The organism is Aetokthonos hydrillicola CCALA 1050, assembly GCF_017591665.1.
Lineage (GTDB): Bacteria > Cyanobacteriota > Cyanobacteriia > Cyanobacteriales > Nostocaceae > Aetokthonos > Aetokthonos hydrillicola.
The window spans coordinates 1-13,189 of sequence record NZ_JAAKGC010000128.1; the positions used below are offsets into that span (position 1 = coordinate 1).

The 13,189-nt window shown below is 39.8% G+C and carries 14 protein-coding genes and 1 riboswitch; of the genes, 4 read left to right on the plus strand and 10 right to left on the minus strand.

All coding sequences use genetic code 11. The features are described from left to right. From G4P69_RS40750 to G4P69_RS32515, 4 genes are all read right to left on the minus strand, one after another. On the minus strand, positions 1-262 hold a 262-nt coding region (locus G4P69_RS40750), incomplete at its 3' end, for a PIN domain-containing protein (protein ID WP_208353910.1). Next, positions 255-509: an AbrB/MazE/SpoVT family DNA-binding domain-containing protein gene (locus G4P69_RS32505; protein WP_208353913.1), complete on the minus strand. Its 255-nt coding sequence runs from the start codon at positions 507-509 to the stop codon at positions 255-257. The genes G4P69_RS32505 and G4P69_RS40750, both read right to left, overlap by 8 nt. Positions 510-713: 204 nt before the next feature. Next, complete coding sequence (locus tag G4P69_RS32510) at positions 714-953, minus strand: hypothetical protein (protein WP_208353916.1); 240 nt, start codon at positions 951-953, stop codon at positions 714-716. Positions 954-989: 36 nt separating this feature from the next. Then, positions 990-1,202, minus strand: a complete 213-nt coding sequence (locus G4P69_RS32515; RefSeq protein ID WP_208353919.1) for a chlorophyll a/b-binding protein — start codon at positions 1,200-1,202, stop codon at positions 990-992. 209 nt (positions 1,203-1,411) lie between these two features. Between G4P69_RS32515 and cbiD the strand changes: the two genes are divergently transcribed. Both cbiD and G4P69_RS32525 read left to right on the plus strand, forming a co-directional pair. Further along, positions 1,412-2,500, plus strand: coding sequence for a cobalt-precorrin-5B (C(1))-methyltransferase CbiD (cbiD, locus tag G4P69_RS32520; RefSeq protein ID WP_208353922.1), 1,089 nt, complete (start codon positions 1,412-1,414; stop codon positions 2,498-2,500). Between the two features lie 14 nt (positions 2,501-2,514). Continuing rightward, entirely contained in the window at positions 2,515-3,270 is a 756-nt protein-coding gene (locus tag G4P69_RS32525) for a cobalt-precorrin-6A reductase (RefSeq protein ID WP_208353961.1), read from the plus strand. Positions 3,271-3,552: 282 nt separating this feature from the next. Here G4P69_RS32525 and G4P69_RS32530 read toward each other — a convergent pair whose 3' ends face one another. Then, positions 3,553-4,989: an RNA-guided endonuclease InsQ/TnpB family protein gene (locus tag G4P69_RS32530; protein ID WP_208353923.1), complete on the minus strand. Its 1,437-nt coding sequence runs from the start codon at positions 4,987-4,989 to the stop codon at positions 3,553-3,555. Between the two features lie 82 nt (positions 4,990-5,071). Between G4P69_RS32530 and tnpA the strand changes: the two genes are divergently transcribed. Continuing rightward, entirely contained in the window at positions 5,072-5,476 is a 405-nt protein-coding gene (gene tnpA, locus G4P69_RS32535) for an IS200/IS605 family transposase (RefSeq protein WP_208346550.1), read from the plus strand. 152 nt (positions 5,477-5,628) lie between these two features. Here tnpA and G4P69_RS32540 read toward each other — a convergent pair whose 3' ends face one another. From G4P69_RS32540 to G4P69_RS32555, 4 genes are read right to left on the minus strand one after another with little or no spacing between them, the layout of a single operon-like run. Beyond that, entirely contained in the window at positions 5,629-6,051 is a 423-nt protein-coding gene (locus G4P69_RS32540; RefSeq protein WP_208353926.1) for a hypothetical protein, read from the minus strand. Positions 6,052-6,056: 5 nt separating this feature from the next. Further along, a complete protein-coding gene (locus G4P69_RS32545) occupies positions 6,057-6,950 on the minus strand; it encodes a hypothetical protein (protein WP_208353929.1) in 894 nt (297 codons plus the stop codon). A gap of 6 nt (positions 6,951-6,956) precedes the next feature. Further along, positions 6,957-8,153, minus strand: a complete 1,197-nt coding sequence (locus G4P69_RS32550) for a hypothetical protein (protein ID WP_208353932.1) — start codon at positions 8,151-8,153, stop codon at positions 6,957-6,959. A 4-nt stretch (positions 8,154-8,157) separates the two neighbouring features. After that, positions 8,158-10,539 carry a dynamin family protein gene (locus tag G4P69_RS32555; protein ID WP_208353947.1) on the minus strand — a complete coding sequence of 794 codons (2,382 nt, stop codon included), beginning with the start codon at positions 10,537-10,539 and terminating at the stop codon, positions 8,158-8,160. 256 nt (positions 10,540-10,795) lie between these two features. Further along, positions 10,796-10,882, plus strand: a riboswitch (adenosylcobalamin-variant (AdoCbl-variant) riboswitch). A gap of 61 nt (positions 10,883-10,943) precedes the next feature. Here G4P69_RS32555 and G4P69_RS32560 point away from each other — a divergent pair. Continuing rightward, positions 10,944-11,681 carry a precorrin-2 C(20)-methyltransferase gene (locus G4P69_RS32560; RefSeq protein ID WP_310833828.1) on the plus strand — a complete coding sequence of 246 codons (738 nt, stop codon included), beginning with the start codon at positions 10,944-10,946 and terminating at the stop codon, positions 11,679-11,681. A gap of 23 nt (positions 11,682-11,704) precedes the next feature. Here G4P69_RS32560 and G4P69_RS32565 read toward each other — a convergent pair whose 3' ends face one another. Further along, complete coding sequence (locus tag G4P69_RS32565; protein ID WP_208353959.1) at positions 11,705-13,189, minus strand: family 10 glycosylhydrolase; 1,485 nt, start codon at positions 13,187-13,189, stop codon at positions 11,705-11,707.

Genomic DNA, 13,189 nt, shown 5'->3' on the forward strand with positions numbered 1-13,189 from the left:
CGTGATGATGGGTGAAGGGATAAATTCTTGCTGTCCCCCATGCACGTTCAATAGTGAAATCGGCAACCTCGCAATTAAGATATTGTAGGACTTGTTGCACTTCCTCTTCCGACATCCCGCGTTCGAGAAGTTTTGCAATTACCTCGCTCATGTTAACGGTACTTACGAGCGCCGAGGTGAGAGCTTCTTCCACTGCTTCACTCCCTTGCTCTTCCGCCAAGAATGCAAGGAGTGCAGACGCATCGATAACGTGTCTAGTCATCCCGAGCCTCACGCTGTCGTTGAGTGAGAAGTTCGTCTGAAAGTAGAGTTCCTTTAGGAACGTAGCGTCTGACGAGTGCTTTTGCTCGTCGCAGAGCTTCCTTCCGAGAAAGCATACGTATCTCTTTTCCTTCGAGCGAAAGTACGACATCATCGCCCACTTTTAGTTCCAGTGCCCGTCGGTAATCTGCAGGAATAACAATCCTACCACCATCAGTAACTTTGGTGCTTATTGAGTTTATCTCCATATTTGTTATTTATTATAACAATAAATTTTTTTATATGATAGTAATATCATATATATCTAACATCACCTCTGCTCGTCCAACAAGCGACCCTGAAAGCTAAAACATCCGCTTATCTAAAAGCGAACTATGTCCAAAAAGAAGGACAAGGAAGATTGATCTCTCTTGTCCTATCGATGTTGATTCGCATGCCTAAAAAAGCCAGATTTATCCAATGTGAGTGAAAACTGTTCCCCAAATACACCCTGTAACGGCGATCGCAATCAGTACGTTCGTGAAAAATCTACCTAATTCAGCGCTGAACCCTAGTACTTTATCTTCATTACCAGCGGTGAAAAACAAAGACCAAGCCTGAGTGGCACTAATTTCCTCAAAGTTATTGAAATCAGGTCTAAACACAACAGGTCCAAGCAAGTTGTTTTTGGGAAAGTCAAAGTCGGTTCTCATTTTTTTATCTCCAAATATATATTGACTTATTCAGCATTACAAGCTAGTTAACCATCCAACCAAACCATGCCCTGTAAGGACTTCAAGTGCAATTAATGATACAAAACCAATCATTGCTAATCGTCCATTAAGCTTTTCTGCAGACTCAGTGAAGCCAAACTTCTTGCTTTGGTCTACATACATCTTGGGTTCAATGGCGTAGTTGTTGAGCCTGTTACCTTCTTCTACGACATAGCTGCGTGCTGTCATGGTTGTCTTTCCGTTTCTTTAACTTGTAACTAAATATAACATTTTGTAAAAAAATGTTTCAATGCTTAACATTAACATTTAGGAGAGAAAACCGTAACAAAATATATTCGTATACTACACTTGACAAAAATCGGCCATAGCCCATGTGCTTGTTTCAACAAAAAAATGGCAAGATCAATTGAATCCACAACTCTTGCCGCAGTTTTTTCATGGCGCGTACAGGCTACACCCTACCCGTTTTTGCTGTGGCTGCTGCAAAAGCAGCCTTAGTTCATTTACAAAACAGCGACCACTCTTTGCCGTCAGTTGAGCTTGACCTACTTCCTGGAAATGCTGATATTCCCGTCCATCAAGTTGCAACTCTAGAAACAACTAGCGCCTTAGCAGTTACCCTCAGCGATCCTGGAGATAACTTAGATTTAACGAGAAATACTCCTGTTTGGGCTTGGGTAAAAATCTCGCACCGACAAGACCAAGCCTTAATTTTGGAAGCTGGTGTTGGTGTCGGGAAAACTATTATGGGGGAGGCTGCTATTTACGACTATGCTCGTCGTTTGTTTGACGCAAATTTATTACCCCTCATTCCTGCTGATCAAACTGTAACCGTGCAGATAATCCTCCCTGATGGTCGTGAACTTGCGAAACGAACCTCTAATGAAGCGTTTGGTATTTTGAATGGTCTTTCATTACTCGGCACTAGTGGTATTTCTCAACCAATGAGTGCGGCTGACCATTTAGAAGAATTTCGCGCTGATTTACAGCAAAAGGCGAGCAAACATCCAAATTTAGTATTTTGTCTTGGTAGTAATGGTCAGCAAGTTGCACAGCGCCTATCCATTCCAGAAGAAGTTATTGTCACAACTGGAAATTGGTTAGGTGCATTACTTGTAGAAGCAGGATTGTACAATGCTCAATCAGTCCTTTTGATAGGATACCAGGGAAAACTGATTAAGCTAGCGGGTGGGATTTTTAACACATCAAGTCATTTAGCCGACGCAAAATTAGAGATTATTGCATCTGCTGTAATTGAAACAGGAGGTGATATACAAGCAGCGCAAGCAGTTTTGCAGGCTCCTACGGCAGATGCAGCACATAAAACACTTATTGAACTACGCTTGGCAGATACAGTATTTCGTGCATTAGCTGAAAAAATTAGCCACAAAGCAGAAATATATGTGAAAAAATATGCAAATGTCTCTGTACAAGTCGGCGTAATTTTATTTGACCGCAAAGGGTTGCTTATTAGCCAAGATGGTAAAGCAACGGAACTTTTGGAAAAAATTCAAATGTTAAGGTAAGGAGGAAAAATATTATCAAAAAACGTGTACTAATTCTAGGCGGAACAGGCGACGCCTCTAAACTGGCAGCAAAAGCTACGACGTTGCCAGGAATTGAAGTCATTGTATCCCTTGCCGGTCGCACTCCTGAACCCTTACCTATAGCTGGAACTCTAAGGGTTGGGGGTTTCGGTGGTGTGGATGGTTTAACAACCTACTTGCGTGATGAAGCAATTGACCTATTAATCGATGCTACCCATCCATTTGCAGCCCAAATTTCGTTTAATGCATCTGCCGCTGCGGATGAATTAGAACTGCCACGAATTATTCTAGTACGACCTGCGTGGGAGTCAGTTCCAGGAGATCAATGGATCAACGTTGACAGCATTGCAGCAGCAGCAGATGTTTTGGAAGGACAGGCAAAACGTGTATTCCTGACCATTGGTAGGCAGCAACTTGCCGCATTTGCCCATCTTCACGAAATCTGGTTTTTAATGCGATTGATTAATCAACCGGAATCTGAAGCTGTATTACCGAATGGATTATTCCTGTTTTCTCAAGGACCATTTGATCTGACAGCAGAACGGGAGTTACTCATGCAATATCAGATTGATACTCTTGTCACTAAGAATAGTGGTGGTAATGCTACCTATGCCAAAATCATTGCAGCACGGGAATTAGGTATCAACGTCGTGATGGTGAATCGTCCACCTATTCCACAAGGTGAACAGGTGAAGAATGTTGAAGAAGCTTTCGTATGGTTGTGCAATCAAATTAGTAGCGTGCGTTAATGTAGTAACGCACGATTAATAGCTATAGGGTTCTTATTTGATATTTGAATATACTGTTTGTTACCAAAATTTAGGAGTAAAGAAGGCCCTTAAAAAAAGAACAAAAATATCTTTTTGACTATTTTTTCCAGAACTACTGATTCAATTTATTGAACGCGCGATCTGTCCCCTTCCCCTTGTGGGCGGGGCGTCAATACCGTTCGGATAAGCTTTTTTCCTCCCCTGCTCAAGAACAGCTTGTCCCAGTAGTTGACACTCTCCGGGCTAAAGCCACGGAGATTCTTAAGAGACAAGTCTCTCAATATCTTGATTGCTCAAGTTCCCAGGCTCAGTACGTTTGCCTTGTCGGCGTACTGATGTCTCCTTACGTTGTTTCGGGCGTAATAAACCTTGTGGTTCAAGTTCCTGAGAGTCCCCCAGTACTATACTCGCTATATTAGATATAGCCAGTTCTTTTATATTTTTAGCTGCATTTATGTCAGCCTGCGCTATATGATTACAGGAAACACAAATGAACTTTTCTTTGTCTCTACTACTAGCATCAACGTGACCACAAACGTTACATTTTTGGCTTGTATATTTGGGGTTCACTTTGATTAAAATCTTTCCTGACTTCACAGCCATGTACTCGATTTTCTGAGTTAACTCATTCCAACTAGCATCAGAAATACTCCGATTTAAACCCTTTTTAGCGCTCTGACCATTGCTTAAAAAACGTCCTTTTTCGTCAGCTTTGGGACGACAACGCTTAAGCATTCCAGATACATTTAAATCCTCGACAGCAATAGCATCAACTTTTCTAGAAGCAATTAAACCTGCTACTTCCCATTGGTAAGCTTGTCGCTTATCAGCAATTTTCTTGTGTAACTTGCCAACTCTAGTAGCTGCCTTTTTACGATTCTTGCTACCTTTAACCTTGCGGTTAACCCTACGCTGTCTGATTTTCAGTCTACGCTTAATCTTCTTATTGGTTGCAAATTTAGGATTCTTGACTTGATGCCCGTCCGACAAATGGACAAGTTTATTAATTCCTAAATCACAACCTAACACAGACTTAATCTCTATTAAAGGCTTGACAACGTAATCGGGTACGGTTTTATCCTCAATTCTGATAGAAATGTACCAACCATCTTGTCGCTTGCGAATAGTTGCAGCCTTAATAGTGAAACCAGTGGGAATCGGTCTAGAGTTAAAAAATCTCATCCAACCAATTTTAGGCAAGTAAATTTTATTGCCTTGAACTTTAATCCCCATCGTGTAAGTAAACGATGAGAATGTTGAACGATTTTTGAACTTTGGAAATCCTCGACCATCAAAAAAGTTTTTGTAAGCGGTATCTAAGCGCTTAACGTTCTGCTGTAATACTGTGGAGTCAATATCAGCGTACCAGGGTCTAGATTTTTTAAGTTCTGGTAATGCTGTTATTTGAATATCCCCAGCGCTACGACGAGGATTCTTTAAATTTCCTTCTTTGTCAGTTTTGGTATCTTTCCAAGGTTCACCAGTTGCACCATTCTTGCTAACAAAACATGTTAACGGACAAGCTTCTACCTTAGTTCTAATATCACAGTAATCACCTTGAATGAATTGCTGATTGTATTGGGTAATCCTGTCAGCCAAAGACCAATTATACTGACTTCTCAGCATATCAATCCAGTTATCCATCTTATTTGACTGACCGACGTTAGGACGTAGCTTGTACACATAGTTTGTTAACAAGTATTATCACCTCCTATTGTTGACTAACTTATTTTATTCTACAATATCAATATACAAACTAACAACCTAAAATTACAGAAATATGGCTAAATTTTCCCCAGATGAATACAGACATGAGGGAAACGCAATTTCTTTACTTAATTATCACTTTGTCTTTATCCCCAAGCGTAGAAAGAAAGTTCTAATAGGCGCAATAGCTGAACGACTTCAGCAAGTGATATGTGAGGTATGCAACGAAAATAGATGGAAAATCGTAGCTATGGAAATCATGCCTGACCATGTTCATCTTTTCCTCAACGCTAAACCCACTGATAACCCATCAACTATTATGAATCGTATTAAGGGAAGAGCGTCTCATCATTTACGCAAAGAGTTTCCCGAACTTTTAAAGCTCCCAACTCTGTGGACTCCAAGCTATTTTGTATCTACTGCTGGCAATATTTCTACAGAATCGGTAAAAGCCTATATTGCGCAACAGCGAGATTGATAGTGTCAGTCAGGCGTAAACGCCTTCCGGCAGCTTTCATCCCTTGCCTAAAGTACGCTTGGACGGCGCTGTGCGCCTGTTCCTCAAGGGTTTTCAGCCTAGCCTTTCTTATAAATTTTCTTAACCGAACCGTATTGGGCGGGGCGTTTGACTTAATTCTGCCCAATACTTCTTCCAAAAGAGAAATCTATGTAACTGTCACTTCCCGGAGAGCTTTTTTCCTTGTAGATTTTTTCTATTCTAATAATCCTACGTTGTGGATTGCTAAAAGTATGTTCAAATTTCCAATTACCGTCTTTCTGGAGATTAACTGTCGAGTTATCTTGACAACTATTATCCTTTTTACTTTCAACTCCATTTAGATAAAAAGAACGACTATTTATAACTGATAAAAGGCAAATTCTGTCTACTATTTCTCGTTCAGTTGGATTAATTCTTCCTCTTATCTCCAACAAGAGTTTCTTATCTTGGATTACAGTTTCCGACCACGAAAGGGATTCGCCTTGTTCAGCCGTATTACCTACATAAACTTGATTCCTACCCAATAGATAACCTAATAACAATAGAAAAGCCACCGCAGTTATTGATCTCCAAAAAGCAACAATTTTTGGAGGTTTTTTTTTGCCATTTCCACATCTTTTTGACCCTTAATTGCTATTTTTTCAAACAAATTTAGATCTGATTTGAGAGAAATTTGAGTTTCTATTAGGTTTGGGTTCTCTTGCGACCACTCCTTAGCCAATAAAACTCCTAGCTCTCCACTGTTTCTAAATAAACGACCCAAAGATTGAGGATTTGCTATATTCGGCAATAGCGCTTTTCCAGAAGTTTCACTTGTCAATAATTTTTCTACCAATTTTATCCACTTATTACAGCTAGCATCATTATTTATACCTCCCCACCAAGCTTTACAATCAGATTCTGGCTCGCATATAGTCTGCTTGGGTATTTTTAAAAGCAAATTCTTGAGGTTCTTATCTAAGAGGCTCTTATCATCTTCCCCGCATTCACCATTGTTAATTCGCTGCAATAATTTTTCTAAATAATCTTCTGGTAAGCTCTCATCGAATAGTTTACCTAACTTGCTTTTTTCTACAAGAGGTAATCTCACTGAATCAATCTGTTTTCCATCTTCTTGGGTAGCCCATAGTGCAGATTTAACATCATTTAGCCACAGCCAAATTAGCCCAGTTAATGCTTTCTTTTCGTTATCATCGTCGTCCTCCCAAACTTCGGAATCAACTGTAGCAACTAAATCGTAACGAATACGAGTCCCTTGATGGTCTTTTCGACGTGAAGGGATACCAGTCAGAAAAAGATAGACTCCCTTTTCTTCGGTTCGCTCTAAAATACAAGTAGGCTTCTCGAAGTCACTTCCGTTTCTATAATCCTTTAAGTCCCTTATTGTCGGTTGTTCGGGGAGAAAAGAATAATCAGTTCTTAATCCTCGCGTTCTAACGTAGAACTTTACCATAGTTAATTAACCTTTCTTGGCAATATTTCCTTTAGCAATTTCTTTAAATCGAGAACCAGGTTTTTCTTGAGAAAGCTTACTAATTGCTTCAGCTAGTAACATATCGTTATCCTTTAACCAATCCCAAGCTCTTAAGAAAAAACTACTATTCTGACGATTCTCAACAATTTGCTTACAAATAGAATTAAGTAAGTCTATAGTACCTGAAGGGTTTCGCTTTGGTCGACTGCCGGAGATAGGATCGCGAACCCTATATTGACAATTAAGGGATAGCTTTCCATCTGTATTTATCCATTCAGCATTAAAAATTTCTATACATCCGATCGTATCAATCGGGTGGTATTCAATAGTATAAGTAGGGTTGGAGGGTGTAACTAACGACCCTCCTAATTTTTTTAATTTGTCAATTTTGCCCAGTATTCCTGGGGGACTGGATGTTTCTGGTTCCTCGACTTCCTTCTCTGACATTTCCTGCTTAGCTGCTTCAATTGCATTAGCATAAAACTTGTCAAACTTCTCATATAGCCCTTGACTTTGATTTTTATTGCTATCATTACTAAAATATGTTTCACATTTGACTGGTACGAATAGTAACAAAGCAGATGCTCCCTTAGACCATCTTCCTTTTGCCCAGTCTCGTACTAATTTCTCAACCTCATATACTTGTAACAATTGTCGTGCTGCAGCAGCCCTCTCTTTAGTATCAGCTTCCATCATTAAAGCAGCATCAATCGGTACAATAATTACTGAACTATCTAAAATCCATTCTCTACACTTTTCCCAAGTTTTGTGACCAATATCCCCCCTAGGAGGTTCTTTTAGCCAACCGCCAGGATAATCTAAAATAGCCAAACGCAATTGTGCTGTTCTCTTATCGTACCTTTCAGAGGCAATTTTCATTATTAAATCAAAAATAAATGGATCCGCAGTCCCCATACCCGTGGGCTCAAAGGTAAGGAAATCTAGTCCTGCTTCAATATCCGTGATAGTGTTTATAATCCGCTCCTTTGTGGGACTAACACCATCTTCGTTTTCAAAAGGAGCAATAGAAACTTGGGTTTGAGCTAAAGCAGCCTTAGCTTCGTCTAGCAAAGCAGCAATAATCGAAGTTTTACCAACTCTGGAAGGCCCTATGATACCAATCTTATAAAAGAAAACTTGCGCTTTCTTCTCAGAATAAATTTCAAAATTCAGTTCGCTCATAATTTTATCTTTTAGAAGAATTTTTCAGTAATTGTTTGAGATTCGTAACCGCATGCTCGGCTTGTTTTAGCATAGCGTGATTTTTTTCAAAGGCTTGAAATTCACTTGGCCAAATCTCATTTGTATATAATGAGGCAAACTCAAAAAATTGTCTATCTGCATCCGCAGACCTTACCAAGCTGTCTTCAAACTTCACAGCAGCAGAATAGAGAATATTTGAGACAAAAGGTTTTTCTCTCAATACCCTTTGTACAGCAAAAGACGTTTGAATAATTCTTTGACAAATTATTTCCAGCACCATCTTTTCTGCTTGCTCTGCTTGATAAGAGATATTACTAAAATTAAATTTTTCGGGAGCTAAGTGTTGAGTTTCTTCAATCAGCCTTGGTAATAAATGACTTTGAAAAATTGCATTTTCCGTGCCGCATTTTAGCAAATATTCCGTAGCTTGCCTCAAAGAAGGAAAAGGGTCACCGATTCCTTTACCTTCCAAATACAAAACAAACTTTTCCAGGAATGCTCTACCTGCTGGTGTTTCTGGAATTAAATCTCCTGTACAAGCAGAGATTACATCGCTTATCTTCATCCATAAGTCGTCTATTTTAGTTTCAAAATAAACATCCAAATTACTATAAGTATCAGTTAAATAAGCACGGGCGCTGTTAATTTGTTCGATAGCAAAAGCATCCACTTTTTTGTCTAAAATAAATCTATTCCTAGCTTTTTTATACCATTCTTCTTGACCTATTCCTAATCCATTTTTAGCCCAATTTTGAATTTCTTGATGTTTCTCCTCAATCATCTGAATCAGTTGATTATCTATAATAGATTCTTCATTTTTTTCCCTTTCAATTTCTTTTCTTAGTTCTTGAATTTCTTTTCCTAACTCAACTGACAATTTTTCTCGTAAAATCTTAGCCTTAGAGTAAATTTCTCCTGATCTATCAAGAGATTGAGAGGGAAATTTTCGTAACGATATTTCTAATTCATCAATTGCTATATTAATTTTTTCTAGAGTAGCTTGCCACTGAATGAAACTTGACTCTACGATATCTCTATCCATCACAGCAAGACGGTCGATTAGATGGTTTAAAACAGGTACTAAAACTTTTTCCCTAACGCTATCTGGGTCTACAGCGTTACAAGTCAAGACCTGATACCTACTATTAGGCTTATTTTCATTAAGCTGCTTATGAATATCGTTTATAAGTATCTTATAAAGCTCCTCATCGTCTTGTTTCCCATAATTAACAATAATAATAACAAAATCCCCCTGCTTAGAAATTCCTTCCACTGCTTGACTAATTAAATTAAGCGCTTTCCTATCTTTATCGCTCCAATAAGAGGATTGTGCCGTTGGACGCAAAATCAATAAAACTAAATCTACTTCATTCTTTAATCCTTGAACGTGATGTTCTTCCGCATCCACGTTGACTTCCCCTAATCCAGGTAAGTCTACTAGCATTAATTTTTCTACATCAAGTAAAAAAGAACATTGAATCTCAATATCCTTAACTGCTAAATAAAGACGAGAACAATGAGAACTTGCTTCTTCCTCTTGCTTGGGATATGCTACCCAAGGACGTAATTGGGTTAAGTCTTCTATTTTCTTCGTTCTACCAGTAAGATGGCTTTCATAGGAAGAAAGCGCAGCCTGGATCTGTTTAAGACGCGTTAATAACTCTACGTTTTTATCTGTCGTTAATTCATTGCTATTATAATCAAAATTTCTGAATTCCTCAAAAGAATTAACTTCAGGTAACTTTAATTCTCTATGGAATGGTTTAATTAATTCATTAATAAAACTTTTTTTATCCCGCAAACTCAGAATAGCCTTGTGTTCCTGACTATGGCGCAAACGACTACGGACAGCAGTTACTGGAATACCTTTTCCTGTAGGAACTGCTTCTTCTGGTAAATTTCCAATAGTTTTCAAAAGAGTACTTTTACCAACTCTAGCTTGTCCGCTACAACCTATTGTGACAGCTTCGCGAGCAAGACGGTTTTTCGCATTTTCAAATTGATTGATACTTGCGACTATCTCCCCACCCCAAGAAGTAGACGTATTTCCAAATTCTTGCAGACGCAATTTTAACTCCTCTGTCACTCGAGGATGATGTAAAAGATTATCTAAAGCATTCCTTAGTTCTCTAATTGCTTCATCTGTATTGTGAATACTATCAATGTATCTAGTGATAACACGAAGCTGGTTACCTCTTTCTTCAATTATTCTATTTACAAGCGGACTGATTTCAGTGAGTTGAGGCATAACTTCATTTTCTTCTTGTATTAGTTGTTTCTTAACTATCCTGCTGCAAGCTTTGTGATTTGGGTTTTGGACAATTGGTACAAAATCAAAGGTAGTAAATCTTCTTTTATAAGTCAAGAATTAATCTGATACTAGTAAACTTGCTTACCCTGTGTGTGTATCTTCATGAGTGCGCCTTTCGTTGCACTGCGCTTTTTGGCGCGATCGCTCTGGGGAGAGCGATCGTCGTACAAAAAGAAGTTAAACTCTACCTTCGCTCCGGATTGAAAGGGTCTGGGCGCTCTAACCCAAACATCTACGCAGTAGGTCTGGATAGTTCATCATTAAGAAAAAGTCAATATTCGAGATTTAATCCTTCAGCCCATGCTATAGTTCTTAAGCTTAAAGTTGGGAAACTCCGGTGGAATTCCGGGACTGTGCCGCAGCTGTAAATTCAGTAAGTCAGAATGCCAACATAAGCAATTTCCAAAAAACATCTTCGTCATCTATTCCCTGCGTCGCACAGGGAAGGAGTTATTTCTGTGGTGCTTCAACCTATCGTTCAACAAGTTTCCTCTTCTAAACCGTCTGGTCGTCTCTACGGTATAGGAGTAGGACCAGGTGATCCAGAACTGCTAACTTTGAAAGCATTTCGGATTCTACAGAGTTCTCCAGTAGTTGCTTATCCTGTGTCGGAACAAGGCAAAAGCCTTGCCCGCTCAATTGTTGGGAACTATTTGCGTACAGAACAAATAGAGCTTCCAATGTATTTTCCCTTCAAGCTCGAGGAATCTGCTCAACCCTTCTATGACGAAGCAGCCGAGAAATTAGCTCAACATCTTAGTGCTGGACAAGATGTCGCTGTTTTGTGCGAAGGTGATCCGTTTTTTTACGGCACATTTATGTATCTTTTTAACCGTCTTTCTGAGCAGTTTACCACTGAAGTAATTCCCGGTGTATCTTCTATTATGGCTAGTGCATCAGCTTTAGGAGCACCGCTCACTTATCGTAATGATGCCTTTATGGTGTTATCTGGAATACTACCAGCCCAAGATTTAGCAGATCGATTAAAAGTAGCTGATGCAGCAGTTATTATCAAACTAGGTAGGAATTTTCCCAAGGTATACGAAGTGTTGAACGATCTAGGATTAACAGCACGGGCACTTTACATTGAACGGGCAACGATGCCTAATCAGCGCATTGTACCTTTAACAGAGGTAGAGTCGCACACAGTACCATATTTCTCGCTGATTTTGATACCCAGTCAATGGAAGCCTTAGGGGGCATAGGGCATGCCCAATACTCAACGAAGCCGACAAAACTTGCGATCGTTATCATGAGGATCTTGCCAAGAATAAGCAAAATGGCTTACTCCTTTGAGTCGGGGTGCAAATTGTCGCAGTGCTTGCATTTGCAATTCTAAGGATGGTCGCTCTGGTGTTGATTGTCCCCACAAGCCAGCTATAGCAGGAGTGATCTCGGTTCTTGGTTTTGCCACTCTTATAACCTGCTCAACCTGTGCAGCAATACAACTGACATTACCGCAGCTACCATAAGCCATTGGATGCCACTCTAATGAACTTGGAAATCTATCCCAGGGCTGTAAGCGGGAATCATATCCTTGTCTCACAGTTTGATTACCACCAGGGAAAAATACTACCCCAGCAGGAATATGTAGTTGCTGTGCTGGATAAGCTGCTAAAGCAATAAAATCTAAAATACCTTGCATAGCATGGGCAACTCCAAGCTGCCACAATTCAAATTGTAGTTGTGGTTGTCTTGCTGTTGGAGGCAAAACGGACTTTTGTTGTGCGGATGCAATGCGTCCTTGCCATAGCGGTTCTCCTTCTTGAGGATACAATCTATCGACTTCAGCTATATCTCCCGGTGTTACGTACCCTTTCCCTAAAAACCGCCGAATTAAATCTAGTCCTTTATTATTTAAAGCTCGTCGAAATAAAGCTTGTTGAGTGGCTTCACTATACAACCATAAATCAGTCACTTTTGTTGCTATAGAATCACTACCTGCTTGTCGAGGATAGCGTATATAGTCAAAGAGCACTCCATCTGGACGGCGGCGCAACACCTCCGTTAAGATTCGGTAGTAATCTCGTTTTGCTTGCAAGTTATAAGGATCTATAAATAGCTGGCTGCCATTATCTACAACATATAAGCTTGTCTGACCTTTACCATTGCGTGCGATCGCTGCTTCTCTGTCTCCACGCTGAGCGTAGGTATAGCCGAAATTTGTGGTAAACATCCAAGCATAGACTTTAAGACCACGTTCCCGCCCTTTCTGTATGGCAATGGAGAGCATATCAACATTTTCTGCTCCTGGTGTGCGAACTACAGAAGGCCAAACTGTAGGGTTACCGGCAGAAGGCAATAGCACCTGTCCATCAGAAAATGTTTCTAAGTAAACTTGATTGTAGCCTCGGTTGACAATTCGATCCATAATTTGATCAATTGCCCCTGGTCGTGAATCACAAGGATACAAGCGTAACCAGATTGCTTGTACTTGAGGCCAATTACGACTCCGGCATTCGTGCAAAACTTGTGCATCTTGTCGTAACAATCCTTGGTAGCTGATTTTGGCATCTTGACTGCCGCTGATTGCTGACAAACGCAAATCTTCTTTTTCTCGAGCCGCCGCAGGTAATAACTGGCAATACTCGTTTACCTGCGCTGCTACTGGTTGACTTCTAAAGTAGAGAATAAATAGACTTGTAGTGAAAGCAATAGCGAAAAAGCGTCGCCAAAAAAGCATTGGTTTTGCCGCATTCAACAC